At 30.6% G+C, this 17,441-nt stretch carries 18 protein-coding genes; 13 read left to right on the forward strand and 5 right to left on the reverse strand.

Going from position 1 to position 17,441, the window contains the following annotated elements; translation table 11 throughout:
* Positions 1-10: 10 nt before the first annotated feature.
* The 3 genes from LPB87_RS08580 to LPB87_RS08590 all read left to right on the forward strand — a co-directional run bounded on the left by LPB87_RS08580 (position 11) and on the right by LPB87_RS08590 (position 4,598).
* A complete protein-coding gene (locus tag LPB87_RS08580) occupies positions 11-1,255 on the forward strand; it encodes an efflux RND transporter periplasmic adaptor subunit (RefSeq protein ID WP_129540067.1) in 1,245 nt (414 codons plus the stop codon).
* Positions 1,256-1,348: 93 nt separating this feature from the next.
* Positions 1,349-2,050: an ABC transporter ATP-binding protein gene (locus tag LPB87_RS08585; protein ID WP_230605726.1), complete on the forward strand. Its 702-nt coding sequence runs from the start codon at positions 1,349-1,351 to the stop codon at positions 2,048-2,050.
* A gap of 115 nt (positions 2,051-2,165) precedes the next feature.
* Positions 2,166-4,598, forward strand: coding sequence for an ABC transporter permease (locus LPB87_RS08590; protein WP_230605729.1), 2,433 nt, complete (start codon positions 2,166-2,168; stop codon positions 4,596-4,598).
* 146 nt (positions 4,599-4,744) lie between these two features.
* On the opposite strand, the gene LPB87_RS08595 is transcribed toward LPB87_RS08590, so the two are convergent.
* Entirely contained in the window at positions 4,745-6,358 is a 1,614-nt protein-coding gene (locus LPB87_RS08595) for a L,D-transpeptidase family protein (RefSeq protein WP_230605731.1), read from the reverse strand.
* 337 nt (positions 6,359-6,695) lie between these two features.
* On the opposite strand from LPB87_RS08595, the gene LPB87_RS08600 reads away from it, so the two are divergent.
* The 4 genes from LPB87_RS08600 (at position 6,696) to LPB87_RS08615 (ending at position 9,419) form a co-directional block, all read left to right on the forward strand.
* Entirely contained in the window at positions 6,696-7,826 is a 1,131-nt protein-coding gene (locus LPB87_RS08600) for an Mrp/NBP35 family ATP-binding protein (protein WP_129540063.1), read from the forward strand.
* Positions 7,827-7,996: 170 nt separating this feature from the next.
* Positions 7,997-8,236: a NifU family protein gene (locus LPB87_RS08605; protein WP_039113776.1), complete on the forward strand. Its 240-nt coding sequence runs from the start codon at positions 7,997-7,999 to the stop codon at positions 8,234-8,236.
* Between the two features lie 315 nt (positions 8,237-8,551).
* Entirely contained in the window at positions 8,552-9,031 is a 480-nt protein-coding gene (locus tag LPB87_RS08610; protein WP_230605733.1) for a hypothetical protein, read from the forward strand.
* 70 nt (positions 9,032-9,101) lie between these two features.
* On the forward strand, positions 9,102-9,419 hold the full coding sequence (locus tag LPB87_RS08615; protein WP_129540061.1) for a 2Fe-2S iron-sulfur cluster-binding protein: 318 nt from the start codon (positions 9,102-9,104) through the stop codon (positions 9,417-9,419).
* Positions 9,420-9,457: 38 nt separating this feature from the next.
* Here the strand turns inward: LPB87_RS08615 and LPB87_RS08620 are convergent, their stop codons facing one another.
* The 3 genes from LPB87_RS08620 to LPB87_RS08630 form a co-directional block, all read right to left on the reverse strand.
* Entirely contained in the window at positions 9,458-10,204 is a 747-nt protein-coding gene (locus LPB87_RS08620; protein WP_230605736.1) for an SGNH/GDSL hydrolase family protein, read from the reverse strand.
* Between the two features lie 64 nt (positions 10,205-10,268).
* Entirely contained in the window at positions 10,269-11,051 is a 783-nt protein-coding gene (locus tag LPB87_RS08625) for a DUF3050 domain-containing protein (protein ID WP_230605738.1), read from the reverse strand.
* An 86-nt stretch (positions 11,052-11,137) separates the two neighbouring features.
* Positions 11,138-12,316, reverse strand: coding sequence for an acyl-CoA dehydrogenase family protein (locus LPB87_RS08630; protein WP_230605740.1), 1,179 nt, complete (start codon positions 12,314-12,316; stop codon positions 11,138-11,140).
* A 196-nt stretch (positions 12,317-12,512) separates the two neighbouring features.
* Between LPB87_RS08630 and LPB87_RS08635 the strand changes: the two genes are divergently transcribed.
* Positions 12,513-14,270 (forward strand): AraC family transcriptional regulator, encoded by a 1,758-nt coding sequence (locus LPB87_RS08635; protein ID WP_230605743.1) that lies wholly within the window; start codon positions 12,513-12,515, stop codon positions 14,268-14,270.
* Between the two features lie 33 nt (positions 14,271-14,303).
* On the opposite strand, the gene LPB87_RS08640 is transcribed toward LPB87_RS08635, so the two are convergent.
* Complete coding sequence (locus tag LPB87_RS08640; protein WP_164998723.1) at positions 14,304-14,474, reverse strand: hypothetical protein; 171 nt, start codon at positions 14,472-14,474, stop codon at positions 14,304-14,306.
* A 251-nt stretch (positions 14,475-14,725) separates the two neighbouring features.
* Here LPB87_RS08640 and LPB87_RS08645 point away from each other — a divergent pair, with 251 nt between their 5' ends.
* The 5 genes from LPB87_RS08645 to LPB87_RS08665 all read left to right on the forward strand — a co-directional run bounded on the left by LPB87_RS08645 (position 14,726) and on the right by LPB87_RS08665 (position 17,409).
* Complete coding sequence (locus LPB87_RS08645; RefSeq protein WP_230605745.1) at positions 14,726-16,291, forward strand: vitamin K epoxide reductase family protein; 1,566 nt, start codon at positions 14,726-14,728, stop codon at positions 16,289-16,291.
* A gap of 87 nt (positions 16,292-16,378) precedes the next feature.
* Complete coding sequence (locus LPB87_RS08650; RefSeq protein ID WP_230605748.1) at positions 16,379-16,555, forward strand: hypothetical protein; 177 nt, start codon at positions 16,379-16,381, stop codon at positions 16,553-16,555.
* Between the two features lie 112 nt (positions 16,556-16,667).
* Positions 16,668-16,838, forward strand: a complete 171-nt coding sequence (locus LPB87_RS08655) for a hypothetical protein (RefSeq protein WP_164998721.1) — start codon at positions 16,668-16,670, stop codon at positions 16,836-16,838.
* 45 nt (positions 16,839-16,883) lie between these two features.
* Complete coding sequence (locus LPB87_RS08660) at positions 16,884-17,132, forward strand: hypothetical protein (RefSeq protein WP_230605751.1); 249 nt, start codon at positions 16,884-16,886, stop codon at positions 17,130-17,132.
* Between the two features lie 109 nt (positions 17,133-17,241).
* The gene (locus LPB87_RS08665) at positions 17,242-17,409 is read left to right on the forward strand and encodes a hypothetical protein (protein ID WP_164998720.1); all 168 of its coding nucleotides are present in this window, start codon (positions 17,242-17,244) and stop codon (positions 17,407-17,409) included.
* Positions 17,410-17,441: the final 32 nt, after the last annotated feature.

The following is a 17,441-nucleotide window of genomic DNA, read 5'->3' on the forward strand; positions in this document are numbered from 1 at the left end:
ATTAGAACACATGGATAAAGTAATTCCTCGTAAAAGTAAAAAAATTAGGTATTTGGCAATAGGAATCGGAGCTTTTTTAGCATTGGCAATTGTAGTCTTTTTTTCTTTTAACAAAAAAAGAACCCTTAATGTGAAGGGAGATGAATTGATTATAAAAACGGTCGAAACAGATTTCTTTGAAGATTTTATGGTTTTTCAGGCAAAAGTTGAACCTTTGAATGTGATGTTGGTCAATGTAACTGAAGGAGGATCGGTTAAAGAAATATTTGTTGAAAATGGAGCAACAGTTATTAAAGGGCAATCATTGGCTCGATTGTATAATCCGAATACTGAACTTAATTATCTTACACAAGAAACAGCAATCATAGAGCAGATTAATAATCTGAATACTGGGAAATTAAATATTAGAAATCAAGAGCTGAATTTGACTAAAGATTTAGTTGCGATAGAGCATGATTATAATGATGCAAAACGTTTGTACGATATGAATTCGAAATTGTATGATAAAGATGTGATTTCTAGAAATGATTGGAATGCATTTAAAGAAAGTTTGCGTTTTCAGGATGAACGAAGAAAAACAATTCAACAAAGTATTCAAAAGGAGAAACAAACGAATCAATTGCAGATTTCACAAATCAATCGTTCGATTCAAACGATGGAAAAGAGTCTGGATATTTTAAGGAATAATAAAAAGAACTTTTTAATAACGGCGCCAGAATCAGGAAGGTTAACTTCATTTCAACCCGTTTTAGGAAAGACATTTCAAGCGGGAGAAAGTATCGGTAGAATAGATTCTAGACAAGGTTATAAATTGGTAGCTGAAGTAGATGAATTTTATTTAGAAAAAATGCGCGAAGGACTAAAAGGGCAAGTTGATTATCAGGGGAAAACTTTAGAAGTAATTGTGACAAAGGTAATTCCAGAGGTTAAAAGCGGTCATTTTTCCGTTGAATTAAATTTTATTTCTAAAGATAAAATTGCTTTACAGGATGGATTAAGTTTTGGAATAAAATTAATTTTATCTGAAAGAAATAAAATCCTTGTTTTGCCAAAAGGAAGCTTTAATCAGGAGACAGCAGGAAAATGGATTTTTGTTGTAAACGGAAATAAAGCAGAGAAAAGAACAATAAAATTAGGAAGAGAAAATCCTTCATATTATGAAGTTTTAAGCGGGTTAAAAGAAGGTGAAAAAGTCATAGTATCTTCTTATCTAGATTATAAAGATATGGAAGAGCTTTCGATACGTTCGAAGTAAACTAGCATTCAATCTCGGTTTACATTTTATAAAATATAACATTCAATCATCAATCAAAAAATACAATCAATAACAACAAATATTTTAAAAGATATGATAACAATACAAGATTTAACTAGAGTTTTTAGAACGGAAGAAGTAGAAACAGCAGCGTTAAGCGGAATTAATTTAAAGATAAAAAAAGGTGATTTCTTAACAATAATGGGGCCTTCGGGTTGTGGAAAATCTACTTTGCTTAATATAATCGGGCTTTTGGATAGTGCAAGCGGTGGAAGTTATAAATTATTGGATAACGAAATGGTTGGACTTAAAGAAAAAGGAAGAGCTAATGTACGTAAAGAAAATATTGGATTTATTTTTCAAAATTTCAATCTTATCGATGAGCTATCAGTTTATGATAATATAGAGCTGCCTTTAATTTACAATAATGTGAAGGTGTCTGATAGAAAACAAAAAGTAGGAGCAATTGCAGAGAAGTTAAATATTTCTCATCGATTAAAACATTTTCCGCAACAGCTTTCAGGAGGACAGCAACAACGTGTTGCAGTTGCAAGAGCTTTAGTAAATGATCCTAAGATTATTTTGGCAGATGAGCCAACAGGAAACTTAGATAGTAAAAATGGTAACGAAGTTATGGAGCTCTTAACTGATCTGCATGCCAAAGGAGCAACAATACTTATGGTAACGCATTCGGATTACGACGCATCTTTTTCTCAAAAAACAATTCACATGAAAGATGGGATTATTTTTTCGGAAAAATTAAATCAAAGAAATGTAGATGTTTTTAAAGTATAGAAATCATGATAAAATTGATAACAATAGTAATTATAGTAGTGATAGAATTTTGTAAAACATTGTTTTTATAAAACATTTTAAATCAATCAATCAATCAAACTAAATCATAAATAAGATGATATTTAACTGGATAAAAATATTTGTTTATCATTTAAAGCAAAACAAACTGTTTTCGTTTTTAAATGTATTAGGATTAAGCATAGGAATTGCAGGAGTTATTTTTGCAATTTTATATTGGAACAATGAGAATTCGTATGATCAATGGAATCCTGAGAAGGAGAATGTATATCAGGTTCTTAATAGTATAGATGGCGCAACAGAGAATATATGGAATTCAAGTCCAGTTCCCTTTGGAGTAACATGTAAGGCTACAATTCCTGAAATTGAAAATATTACTTTTTTTGATAGTTGGTATTATGAAGATATACTCAAATATAACAATCAAAAATGGATGGGTAAAAAAATCATAGTTGCTGATTACGATTTTTTTGAAATATTTCCATTTCCAATTGTTAAAGGTGCTAAAAAAGATATTCTTAAAGAGAAAAATAGTGTTGCCATTTCGGAAGACGAAGCAAAAGTGGTTTTTAAAAATGAAGATCCTATAGGGAAAACTCTTGTCAAGGATGGAAATGTTTTTATTGTAAAAGCAGTTTATAAAATCATGAGACCATCTTCTGTTGAACCTAATTATGTTTTCGGAGGGCTTTTGAAAGAGTATGAAATGGATCATTGGGGGAACTTTAGTCATTCGCTTTGTATAAAGGTGAAAAAAGGAACAGATGCCGCAAGTGTTTTAAAGAAAATGCAACATGTGGATTTCGTTAACCGAACAATGAAAGATGCGAAAGAAAATGGACAGACTGTTGAGCAATATGTGAAAGATAATGGAGTTATTACTATTATTTTGGATCGGCTAAAAGAGGCTCGACTTTATGGCATAGGTTCTAGGATTGGAGGGAGTTATCCAGAAGGTAGAGGGGATTTGCAGTTATTGTATATTATGGTAGGTTTGTCTGGACTTATTTTGGCATTATCCTTAGTAAACTATATTAATTTAGCAACAGCATCAGCAATTAAACGAGCTAAAGAAGTTGGTGTACGAAAAATTGTTGGAGCAAATAAATCTCAAATTATCTGGCAGTTTATATTCGAAACAGCAATAATTGTTGTTTTCGCTATTCTTTTGGCGTTAGCAATTGTAGAGCTTTCTTTGCCTTTTTTTAATGACTTTTTGGGTAAAACACTTGCGATGCACGGGGCTGAATTTTATCTGCAAATCATCATTATTTTTGTTATTGTAATTATTCTGGCGGGTATATTTCCTGCTGTTTATGTGGCTAATTTTGAAACATTAAAAGTTTTAAGAGGGAATTTTTCGAGGAGTAAAAGTGGTATCTGGATTAGGAATTCGATGTTGATTTTTCAGTTTACAATTGCAGCCTTTTTTATCATAGGAGCATTAGTTGTTTATTCTCAAGTAAGTTATATGATGAATAAAGATTTAGGTTTCAGCGGAAGTCAAGTAATTAGTATTTCATTTAATTATAAAGACCAAGAAAAAAGATTAGAAAAGTATTTTACGACCAGAGATGAATTGATGAAAATAACTGGCGTTAAACATGTTTCTACTTTTGCGGGTTCCTTTGGTCAAGGAGCGAATTCAAGTTCAGGATTTAAGCACAATGGCATTTTTGTTCAACCTCAAAATGTAACAATGGATTTTGGTTTTCTTGAAATGATGAAAATTAAGATGAGTCAAGGACGAGATTTATCGCCTCAATATGCATTAGATACAATAAATAATTGGTTGATAAACGAAACTTGTGCTAAGATGTTAAATCTTAAAAACCCCATAAATACGGTAATTAGTTCTGGTTGGGGAAATAAAGATGGCAATTTAAAATTTAAGATTGTAGGTGTGGTAAAAGATTTTCATATTCTAGGTTTTAAAAATAAAGTTCCACCGATGGTTTTTGTCAATATTAAAACCTTAAAATGGGATAATTTAGAGAATATATATGTAAAAGTTTCACCTGAGAACTTGACTGAAACATTGTCTAAATTAGAGACTTACTGGCAAAAGAATATCAATCCTGATTATCCTTTTAATTATCAGTTTGTAGATAAGGCATTTGCAAAAACATATAATGAGCAGATAAAACAGAAAAATTTGTTTTTTGTACTTAATGTTATTGTGATTATTATTGCGATTTTCGGTTTATTTGCATTAGCATCATTTTCAATGGAAAGAAGGTTGAAAGAAATTGCAATCAGAAAAACACTTGGCGCAGAAACAGATGCTTTACTTAAAGAATTGTCGAAACAATATGTGCTTTTTTGCCTTATAGGCTTTGTAATAGGAATCTTTCCTGCCTATTTTTTACTTAATAAATGGTTGGAGAATTTTGCTTTTAGGATTGATGTTTCATTCTTGCCATTTATTGTTGCATTGGTTGTGTTGCTTTTGTTAACTTTGGTAATCGTTTTGGCAAAAGCATATCAAATAACTAAGATAGATATACTTAAATATCTTAAATACGAATAATTAATCTGAGCAATTAATTAGAATTGAGTTTTGGTTCCAGACCCGACAGTGTAATCGCTGGTCGGGTCTTTTTTTTTGAACCAAATAATATAGAATAATTGGTAAAGTGTAATTATTTGTAAACTATGTTTTAGCTTGATGAATTGTTAGTTAACTGTTTTGTCAGGAAACAATAGTGAGGATAAACTACTATCTCTATCATATACATCTTTGTAAAAACTGATTTCGCCTGCATCATTTACCCAAGCCGTAAAGTATCCAATATAAACAGGTATTTTGTTTTTTAGCATGCAAACAGTTTCTTTTTCTCCACTCATAGCATTATCAATACGATCAATAGGCCAGTCTGGATAATCTTTCAGGATGGCAACTGCAAGGTCTTTTGCTTTTTGAACATTTATACAACCATGACTAAAAGCTCTGTCTTGAGCAAGAAATAAACTTTTGGCAGGAGTATCATGCATGTAGATGTCATTTGGGTTCGGAAACAAGAATTTTACTAATCCTAAAGAATTATTTGGCCCTGGCTTTTGCCTGATAGTACCGTTGAACCACTCCATGTTGTGGTCTTTTAAATAATTCTTATCAGAAGCTATTAAAGACCTTAGCTCATTTTTGACAATACTTTGCGGAACTGTCCAATATGGGCTAAATACGATTCGGTCCATTTTGCTACTAAAAATTACTGTTTTGTTAAGTCTAGATCCAACAAAAACATCCGAAACCAATTCGTAAGCTCCGTTTTTTACATAAACTAAATGGTAAGAAGGAATATTTACCATTACATATTCTTTACCTTTTTCTAATTCTGCAGGAATCCATCGGCAACGTTCCATATTTAGCATAATTGTTCTTATGCGGTCCTCGATAGGCTCATTCATCTGACTAATTTGTTCTGCATCAATTTTGTAATTTAATGCTAAACCATATTTTCTTTTATAATTTAAAACAGCATCCATTAGTTCTTGGTCGTATACATTTCTTTTGGAGTCTTGTTTTAAATCTCCAAGAACCACTAAACGATGTCTGATTTGTCCAATAGTTTTTGAGCTATCAAGAGGTTTTAGTATTTGTATTGATGGATCCATAGTTATTGGTTCCCAATCATTGGTTTTTTGAATTTTACGGTATTTGTCTAAAACATCACGTAATTTATAATATTGACTAAATAAGCCTATTTTTCCTTTATCTAATAACTTCGGATCAACTAATAAAGAATCTAATAATTTGTCATAAGAGATGCTTTTTTTGGGTAAAAACCATCCTAAATTCTGAACTTGTTTTGCGTCAAGTCCTTCATAGACTTTGTTAGTGTAAAAGACATATAAAGAAGTTAGTAATAATTCTGTGTCGGATTGTGAAGGCTTATTGGCTTCGGTTTCGTTAAAAATAAAATCAATTTGATCTCTGTATGGTACAGTCGATTTTACTCCCTCTTTTTCAAGCATGTTTACTTTTTGATATAACAAATGAGCAAATTCTATAAGTTCATTATTGTCATACCATATCATTTTATAATTTCGACTTTTATAAAGCTGATCTACATCAGATTGATAAGTGCTGAATTTGGGATAGTTTTTAAAGAAAGAAGCAATTGTAGCATTGTTAATTCCGGTGATTGTTTTGCTGTTATTAGTTTCTTTATGAACATTAAAAAATGGAGGGTACTCATCAAATAAAATATGTTTTTTGTTGGAGTTAAATGAAGTCAAGGAAAATGCCAACATTAGGATTGCGGATAATAAAGTAATTTTTCTCATAATTATTTGATTAATACGGTGACATGTTAAAAAAAGTCTGGCACTCAATGTATTAATAAAGGTAGGGAAAATTTAATTGCTATATTTAATAATATTATATTTATATATCATTGAATACTTGATTTTGCAATTTGAAAAAAATAAATCTCTTGTTAGTGAAATGTTTTATTATTCGTGAAAAATGATTTAGCAATAACTTCAAACGATTAACCTATCAATAAATCCAATTTAAAACCGTTAGAATAAGAACTTAATCAGTTATCTTTGTAATCCGAAATCGGTTTAAATTAATATAGTTTTTGAAGCGATTATTGTCAATAGAAAATAGTAAGTTAAAATGAAATTAGACAGAAAAGAAATCCTTAAAGCTTTAGAGACGATTACTATAGCTGGAGAAGGCAAGAATATGGTTGAAAGTGGAGCAGTTGCAAATGTTATAACTTTTGGTGATGAGGTTGTAGTTGATTTAGTTTTGCACACACCAGCGATGCACATAAAAAAACGTGCAGAGGACGATGTTAAAAAAACAATTCATGAGTTAGTTTCTGCAGATGCAAAAATTAAAGTAAATATTAAAGTTGAAACACCTGAGAAAAACGAAATTAAAGGTCGTGCAATACCAGGTATTAAAAATATTATTGCTGTAGCCTCTGGAAAAGGAGGAGTTGGTAAATCGACAGTAACAGCAAATTTAGCTGTTACATTAGCTAAGATGGGTTTTTCAGTTGGAGTATTAGATGCTGATATCTATGGGCCATCTATGCCAATTATGTTTGATGTAGAAGCGGAAAAACCAGTTTCAATTTTAGTTGATGGAAAGTCAAAAATGAAGCCTATTGAAAGTTATGAAGTTAAAATACTTTCTATTGGATTTTTTACTGCGCCAAGTCAAGCAGTAATATGGAGAGGTCCAATGGCTTCTAAAGCTTTAAATCAGATGATTTTTGATGCTGATTGGGGAGAATTAGACTTTATGTTAATTGATTTACCTCCAGGAACTGGTGATATTCATCTTTCAATCATGCAATCACTTCCTATAACTGGAGCGGTTGTAGTAAGTACTCCGCAAGCTGTAGCTTTAGCAGATGCTAAAAAAGGAGTTTCGATGTTTATGCAAGATAACATCAATGTGCCTGTTTTAGGTATTATAGAAAATATGGCTTATTTTACACCAGAGGAATTACCTGAAAATAAATATTATATCTTTGGAAAAGAAGGAGCTAAGAATTTAGCAGAAGATTTAGGTGTCCCGTTTTTAGGAGAAGTTCCAATCGTACAGTCTATTCGTGAGGCTGGGGATTACGGTCGACCTGCAGCTCTACAAACAGCATCAGCTATCGAAACTGTTTTTGAGGAGATTACTAGAAACGTTGTGCAAGAAGTGGTAAATCGTAATGAAAGTTTGCCTGCTACCGAAGCAATAAAAATTACAACAATGGCAGGATGTTCTGCAGTAAAGAAAAAATAAATTAGATAAATTAGATAATTTAGATAATGAGAAAAATTAGATAATTAAGATATTAGATAATTAGCAGTTTTGTAAAATTAGAGAGTTTAGCCTTTTTGATTTATAATTCTTCTAATTATCTAATTGATACATTTTTTAATTGCCTCTTTCTCTAATTGAATATTAAAATTATGACAACAGAAGAATTAACAAGCAATGTTTTAAAAGCTCTAGATGAAATCAGACCATTTTTGAATTCAGACGGTGGAGATATAACATTGGTCTCTATAGAAGATGATAAACATGTTAAGGTTCGTCTTGAAGGAGCCTGCACAAGCTGTAGTGTAAATCAAATGACACTTAAAGCAGGAGTAGAAACTACAATCAAAAAATTTGCTCCACAGATAGAAACTGTGGTAAATATTATGTAATTGTAGTGGTTTTCTATAGTTAAAATGATTTTCTCTTTTTTGGTTTATCTTAGGTAATCACTAGTGTTAATGTGAATGTTTTGGCATTTGTATAGCTATTTTTGAAGTTTAGTGGTATATCTACAAAATGAGGTTGTTTTCATTTTGAAATTAAATTAATTAATAAGAAAATGATGTTTAAATTAACGAATAATCATTTAAATAACAGATTAAGTTAGTTTTGGTAAAAAAAAGTGTTAAGAATTAGAAGGTTTTCAGTGGTATTTAGTAAAAATTTAACTTAAATTTGCGCTATAACCTCAAACCTTAATATTTATGAATAATTATTTTAAACTAATAGTTCTGTTAATTTTTACTTCTTCTACTTATGCGCAACAAATCAGTGAAAATCTATATGTAGATAAAGCTTGGGTTAATGAATATGAAGAATGGTCTGACTTTAAATTTACAGGTCAGATAGTTATTTCGCCTACATCTGAATCTGATGAAGCTAGTTTCAGAATTACTAGTTATGACTTTTTGTATAACCTCTCAGAAGGAAGAGCCAAGTTTAGAAACAAACAAAGTTATACAAGTGCAGAGTTTTCACATCCTCGAAAAATAAGATCAACAACAGATAAACAGGGTATTGTTAATGCTACGTATGAAGGTACTCTTATTTTTCAGAACGGAAATGATTATTTTTCGGTTGTTGCATTGGCTACAATACTTAATAAAGACAATATTATAGGATTAAAAATGCAGTTAAAGGATAATTCGAAAGAATATGCATTTTCTTTTAAACGTAGCAATTAGTATTTTGAAAAGATAATGTATTTTTGTTTTCTTAAAATGCGTTAATAATCAAAATTCGGATAATTTAAAAATGGATGTATTAATAAAGATCAAAGATAGAGAAGGAGTTGTTCATGAACTTCAGGCTCCAACTGATATGGCAATGAATGTAATGGAGCTGTGTAAAGCTTATGAGCTTCCTGTAGAAGGAACTTGTGGTGGAATGGCGATGTGTGCATCTTGTCAGTGTTATGTACTAAATGATGTAGAATTGCCAGAAATGGGAGATGAAGAAGAGGCGATGCTTTCAGAAGCTTTTTATGTTAAGCCTAATAGTCGTTTGGGATGTCAAATTCCAATAACAGAAAGTTTAGAAGGGTTAGAGCTAGAATTGGCCCCAGAATATTAAAAAATAATTAAAAAGGCGAGAAAATTTTTCTCGCCTTTTTAATTTATAGCAAGTTTTGCTATAGGCAATATGCGTTCAACAAATAAGGTGTATGCAGATTCTGAAGGATGTAATCCGTCTTGAGTAACTAAACTAGGATTGGATAACCCTTGTCGCGTAATATCAGTTATATTGACAAATTGGATGTTATTGGTTTTGCAATAATTTTCTGCAAACGCATTGTATTTGTCTATTTCTAATGAGATTTTTTTGTTATCAGATAATGGCGATTGCCCAAAAGGAGTGTAAGCATAGTCGGGTATAGAAATAACGATAACATTAGATTTTTCTTCCTTTGCTAAAAAAACAGCTTTGCTTACCAATTCAGGGAATTCCTTTTCGTATACAGAAAAAGGGGTATTTTGAAGTTGATTGTTAACTCCTATTAATAATGTTACTAAATCGTAATTTGAGCTTGGATTCTCAGTCTTAATAGCCGACAATAAGTTGGAGGTTGTCCAGCCTGTTTTTGCAATGATTTTTAGCGAAAAAGATGTTGTTGGGTATGTATTCGACAGGTTGCGTTGTAATTGTTCAGGGTAGTTACAAGTTTCGCATACGCTTTGACCAATGGTATAGCTATCGCCAAGGGCTAAATAATTTATTGTTTTTGCAACGAGAGGTGGTGTTGTAATAACAGGTGGGACAATAGCTGTAGGTGTTTTAGGTGTTTCGCTTTCAGAATCACAGCTAATGGTAGGGATTGCTATTAAAAGTGTAAGTATTATTTTGAATGCATTTTTCATAATAGGGTTATTAAGATATTCGTAGTTCTCAATAATACTTACGCTAAAAATACTATTTTGGTTTTTACACCATTTCAATTTTTATGCTAATTTTTTCTTCAATAGCATTCCACAATCCAATTCTTTTCTCTAGAGAGAGGATAGATATTTCTTGAACTTCAGACCATTTTTTCGGATTGTTTTCACATAAATCAGTAATCATTTTCATTGCCATAGGGCCATGTTCATCTGCGTCAAGTTCAATATGTCTTTCAAAATAATATATAAGCTTGCTTAAATCTGTGTCAGGAAAGTTTTCTTGAAAATTTCTTAAAATTGCAGTAAACATATTTGGAATCAAATCTTCTCTTCCAAAAGTAAAAGCTGCGGCAATTTCGTGTGGTTTACCTTCTTCAATTACTCTAAAAGTAAAGTCTAAGAAGGCTTTAATATTAGGGTGTAATTGGCTTTGTTTAATTGCGACAAATATATTTTGTAAAGAGTTTACTTCATTTAGAAAACCTTCGATACTTTTTGTACTTGCTCCACAATCTTCCATTGCTTCAAGATACATTTCGTAGTGACTTAGGCGACGGCCATCAATACTTAGATCTGTTTCTTCTGCCAGTACAATTTCATTGATTAGGTATCTCGTTTCAGGGTTTTTGCTGGCGAACCAAGGTGTTGTTGTGCAAGTAAGTTTTGATTGTAGTGCTTTTAGTAAAGACATAAAATCCCAAACTGCATATACATGACTTTCTAGAAAGCAATGTAAGTCATCAATACTTTGAATTTTTTTATATAAAGGATGCTGTAATAGTAGGTCTTTTTGAGGTTGAATGCTATTGTTTATAGTCTCAATATTCATGCTGGTAATTTTTTACAAATATAAAAAAGCTTCTTGGTAAGAAGAAGCTTTTGAATTGATTTTATATATTTTTTAATAGATGATTTCTATTTAAAAGCTGATATCCCAGTAATATCCATTCCAGTAATTAATAAATGGATGTCATGAGTTCCTTCATAGGTAATAACACTTTCTAGGTTCATCATGTGACGCATGATTGAGTATTCACCAGTAATTCCCATTCCGCCTAATATTTGTCTGGCTTCGCGAGCGATGTTTATTGCCATGTCGACATTGTTTCTTTTTGCCATCGAAATTTGAGCAGTTGTTGCTCTTCCTTCGTTTCTTAAAACTCCTAAACGCCAAGTTAGTAATTGTGCTTTTGTGATTTCAGTAATCATTTCGGCTAATTTCTTTTGTTGTAATTGAGTTCCTGCTATTGGTTTGTCGAATTGGATTCTTTCTTTGGCATATCTTAGAGCAGTGTCATAACAATCCATTGCGGCGCCAATTGCACCCCATGCGATTCCGTAACGAGCCGAATCTAAGCATCCTAAAGGAGCTCCTAATCCAGATTTATTTGGTAATAGGTTTTCTTTTGGGATTTTTACATTGTCAAATATTAATTCTCCAGTAGATGATGCTCGAAGTGACCATTTATTGTGAGTTTCTGGCGTTGTAAATCCTTCCATGCCACGTTCAACAATTAAACCATGTATTCTGCCTTCTTCATTTTTGGCCCAAACTACAGCGATATCAGCAAATGGAGCATTTGATATCCACATTTTTGCCCCGTTTAATAAGTAATGGTCTCCCATGTCTTTGAAGTTGGTAATCATACTTCCAGGGTCAGAACCATGATTAGGCTCCGTTAATCCAAAACAACCAATAAATTCACCAGTGGCAAGCTTAGGTAAATATTTCATTCTTTGTTCTTCGTTTCCGTATTTCCAAATAGGATACATTACTAATGATGATTGAACAGATGAAGTTGAACGAACTCCTGAATCACCACGTTCAATTTCTTGCATAATTAAACCGTAAGAAATTTGATCTAGTCCTGCTCCACCATATTCTACAGGTATATAAGGGCCGAAACCACCTATTTCTCCTAAGCCTTTTATGATTTGTTTTGGGAATTCTGCCTTTTGCGCAAACTCTTCGATAATAGGAGATACTTCTCTTTTTACCCATGCTCGGGCTGAATCTCTTACGAGTTTATGTTCGTCGCTTAATAAGTCGTCTAGGTTATAATAATCTGGTGCTTGAAATAGGTCTGGTTTCATAATTTATGTTTTTTTTCAAAAACAAATTTACACAATATAGATATAACAAAACAAAAGTAAATTGTTATATTTTTTAAGGATTTATAAATAATAATCAGAATAAAATTGTGATTATTTTATATTTTCTGCTGTAAATTATTATTTGCTTATTGGTATTATTGCACTAAATTTGGAATAATTCAAAATTAAAAAGTTAATGAAATTTGTTAAATGCCTCCTATTTCTTTTTATTACAAGTGCCGTTTTTTCTCAGAAAAATTCGGAATTAAGCAATAAAAAATATGTTTTATTACAAGATAAAGTGAGGTTATATACAAACTCTAATGCAGATAGTGCTCTTGTTTTTGTAAATAAAATAGAGAAATCGGGTAACTATTTGCATAAAGGTTTTGCAAGTGGAGCCAAAGCATATTTGTTTCAAATTAAAGGAGATAGTGTTAAATCAAATAAGTATTACCAGCAAGCTTTTGTGTTTTTAGGAAAACTAAAGCAATCAAAAGAAAAAAGCATATTGAATAGTGATCTATTAAATTATGGAGGACTTATAGACTGGAGGAAAAATAATCTGAAAGCCGCTTTTGATAAATTTGAAAAAGGTTTGGATATTGCTAAGAAGGAGAATGATTTAATACGAATGGTCAAATTCTACATGAATATTTCATTAATCAATGTTGAAGTAGGAAATTATAAGGTTGCAATTTTATCTCTCAAAGAGTCAAATAAAATAACAGATAAGATTAAATATTCATTTTCGGAAGAAAAATTCACAAACTACAAGAGTAATATTAATTTTAATTTAGGACGAGCCTTTGAGAAGGCTTACGGGAAAAATTATTCTAATCCGAAGCTTTTAGATTCAGCAAAACAGTACTACACAAAAGCAATTTTATATTCTAATAACTATTTAAATACAAAACTAAATTCTAAAATGAGTTTAGGGAATATTTATTTTATGAAGCATGATTTGGCTAATGCTGAAAAGATATATTATGATGTCTTGTTGTTTAGTGAAGAGAATAAATTACTTCCCGAGTTATTTTCTGCTAGTTACAATCTGGGAAGTTTATTCTTTGAAACAAAAGAATACGATAAGTCATTGTATTTTTTCAAAAAAGTAGATTCTATATATAACCTTACCAAGGTAGATGACTTGTATTATATTAACTCTAATTACTATTTAGCCAAGATTTATACCATCAAAAATGAACCTCAAGAAGCATTAAAATATTCTGAAAAATACTTTGATAAGTTCGAGACCATTCAGTCAAAAATTGATAATGAAGCTTTAGAAATTAATTTTCGATTGGGTAATGTGAATGTCAAAAAAGAGATGGAAGAGCTTCAGTCTAAAAATCAGAATAAAATTAGATTTTGGAATTTGATGATTTTTATTCTTGTAGGACTGGTGGTTGTTTTGGTTGTTTTGTACGTAAAAAGTATTAAGAAAAAAAGAGAAACAGACAGAAAAGTAAATGCTTTAATCGAAGAGTATAAACAAAGATTAGAGTTGAACAATACAATTCCAGAAGTAATAAATGAGACTGAAGTCGTTATAGATAGTGTGCCTAAAATGGTTGCTAAAATGAATTTAGATTCAGAGAAAGAAGAAGAAATATTCGAAAAATTAAAACAGTTAGAAAAGAAGTTTTATTATCTAAATTCAGATTTCACTCAACAATCTGTAGCTAAGAAAATTAAGACAAACACCAGTTATTTATCTTATGTTGTAAATAAGAGGTTTGGTAAAACTTTTAGTGAATATTCAAATGAATTAAAGATTAATTATGTTATCAACGAATTAATAGCGAATCCAAAATATAGAAAATATTCAACTCAGGCGCTTGCCGAGAGTGTAGGTTTTAAAAATGCAGTTTCTTTTACAAAATCCTTTAGTAAAAGAACTGGAGTAACACCAACTCAGTTTACTAAAAAACTAGAAACTACAGAATTCTGAGGGTAAAACTGTAGTTTCTAATTTATTCCTCTACTAAGTTTGACCAGGAGGTCTCACTGTTCCTGGCGGGATAATACTTGCTATCATTTTAGGATCTGTAGTAGGATCTGTTATTGGTTCTTCACCTCCAATAACCATTTTGTAATGTTTTTTCGGAAGTTCATTTTTTTTAAAATCGTTCAATGTTAAGGCAGACTTTTTCATATGTTTATTTGTTAGAATATCAAAATTAGGTAAAAGCTATTGTGATAATTTGGATTGTAGTTTTGGTAATGTTTTCTCGTTTTTGATTTCTGTAAATATCTGATTTATATTTAATTAAGCGTGTTTAAAATGCTTAACTATTTATAAATTATGTATTCATTTTTTTTATAAAATTGAAAATTTAACTTTTTTTATCTGAAAGATTAGTAATATTTGTGATGTTCCTTTTCGTAATAATTAAGATTATCACCATGATTAAATTAGTTGACAAGTACCTTGAATTGAATAATTTTTTAAACGCTAAAAAGGAGTTCGAGGATCTGTTCCTTTCGCATCCCAACTATCCAAGTCTTTTTGCTATTACAGATTCATTAAATACATTATCAATAGATAATATTGTTATAAAAGTTCCAAAAGAACAATTGAATGAATTACCTAATTCTTTTCTAGCAATTTTTAATAATGATCTAGTTCTGGTTGATAAAACAGAATCTTCTGTTGTGATTGAAACAGAAAAAGGAAAGAGAGTTACATTAGCGATTGATGATTTTTCAGAGGGTTGGAATGGTGTGGTATTGGCAATAGAGGCAAATGAAGCTCAAGAAGAAAAAATCGTAAGTGAAAACCCTAAGTGGTTAAAATACGGTATTTTATTTTTAGCATTAATTGTGTTATCTAGTTTCTATAATGATTATAAAATATATGACTATGGTCTTTTAATTACTTCCTTGTTAGGATTGTTAATTAGTGTTTTTATTGTTCAAGAGAAATTTGGTATCGATAATCAGATTGTTTCTAAGTTGTGTAATATTAATCCAAGTACTTCTTGTGAATCTGTTATTAAATCAGACAATGAAGGGGCTAACAAATGGTTAAGCTTTTCAGATTTACCGTTACTCTTTTTTATGACTTCGGTACTAGCAATATTAATAGGGTCAACAAATTCTTTTCTTGTTGGTTTTCTGAGTTTAATGGCTTTGCCAGTGATTGTATATTCTATTTGGGTTCAGAAATTTCAAGTGAAAAAATGGTGTGTATTGTGTTTGTCTATTGCTACTTTAATGATAATTCAAGGAATAGTATGGGCTTATGAATCAGGCTTTAGAGTGAATTTTACATTGACCAATCTTTTTCAATATTTGTTTTCTTTAATCGTTGTTTCGTTATTATGGTCTGTGGTAAAACCAGTTATTGAAGCTAGATTAAAAGCAGAGGAATCGGTAAAGAACTTAACTAAGTTTAGAAGGAACTTTACTCTCTTTGAATTCTTATCTAAAGAGATTACTACGCTAGAAGGGTTCGATAAATTAGAAGGAATACATTTTGGTAATAGTAATGCTACAGCGAAAATTTCTATAATAATAAGTCCGAGTTGTGGACATTGCCATAAGGCCTTTCAAGAAGCATTTGAATTAATTTGGAAATTTCCAGAGAAAATATCTTTAAATGTGCTTTTTAATATTAACCCTGATAATAATCAAAACCCTTATAAAGTTGTTGTAGAGAGGTTGTTAATGATTAATAATGTTAATCAGGAAAATATTGTAGAGGCAATATCTGATTGGCACATAAAAAAAATGGGATTGGAGCTATGGCTAAAAAAATGGACTGTCGATTCCATTTCTATGAAAGTTAATCAGCAAATTCAAGAGCAATATGATTGGTGTTCACAAAATGAATTTAATTATACACCAGTAAAAATTTTAAACACAAGGCTATATCCAAGTGAATATGAATTAAGTGAACTGAAATATTTTATTAATGATATTTTAGAAAACAACGAAACAATAGAGAGGGATTCTTTAGTGTATATGTAAAAATGCTTATGGAATTCTTACAAGTAATGACATAGCTTTATTTGTCTTAAAATGATTAGAAATATTAACAAATTCAAAAAAAACATTATGTTAAAAACCATTTTAAATTTAGCAGGAGTACAAGAATTAACAAGAAGTGAGCAAAAAACTTTTCATGGAGGTAGAGCTTGTAACCTTGATGGTTCATGTCCAACAGGAAGTAAATGTGTATCTGATTGTAGGTTTAATGAGATTTGTAGGCCAAATAGTTATGCCGAGTGTTAATCATCTCAGACTAGACATAGGTTTACTTTTTATGTCTTAGTTTTTAAATATAGACACAAGCTTCAAGTGTCTTAAAATGATTGAAGTAATAACAAAATCAAAAAACCAAATCATGTTAAAATCAATTTTAAAATTAAAAGGAGCTCAAGTATTGACTGCAAATGAGCAAAAATCTATTAATGGAGGTGCTAAAACATGTCAAGCTGGAGAAAGTATCGTATGCTGTCCTAATCAGAATATATGTGTATGTGCTCCACCAAATACTGTTTGCATGGAAATTTAGGAATTTATGTAATTAAATAGAATCTTAAATTTCAAATGTTTTCAAATGAATCAAAGTATTAATAAAATCAAAAACCAAATTATGTTAAAGAATATTTTAAATTTAGAAGGAGTTCAAAGAATAGCTAAAAATGCGCAAAAAGAGATTAATGGTGGGCAAATTCCACCAGATGGAGAATGTAATTCTTATGTTATCCTAAATCTAGATGAAGAATCTTGCAAGAGATATAATCGTAATTATAGACCGATGTATATTGGAGATAATCAATGTTCAATTATGATGGCTCCTTGTTAGGAAATTATAATTTAAACGATAGTTTTAATTAATCATAATCTTCCTTATTATTTAATTAAAATATCCTTAAAAATAGTAAAATATTAATCAAATTTTAAAAATATCAGTTATGTTAAAATCGATTTTAAAATTAAAAGGTGCTCAGGAATTAACTAAAAATGAGCAAAAGGATATTAACGGAGGATGGGTTCCTGAACCAGGTAAATTTTGTCCAAGTGGTACATGTCAATATTTTGAAGGAGGGCCATGCAGAAGACCATCTGATCTTTGTATTTAATTTTTTTAAATAACCGTTAAATAGCTTCGATT

The organism is Flavobacterium sp. EDS (assembly GCF_020991525.1).
Classification (GTDB): Bacteria; Bacteroidota; Bacteroidia; order Flavobacteriales; family Flavobacteriaceae; genus Flavobacterium.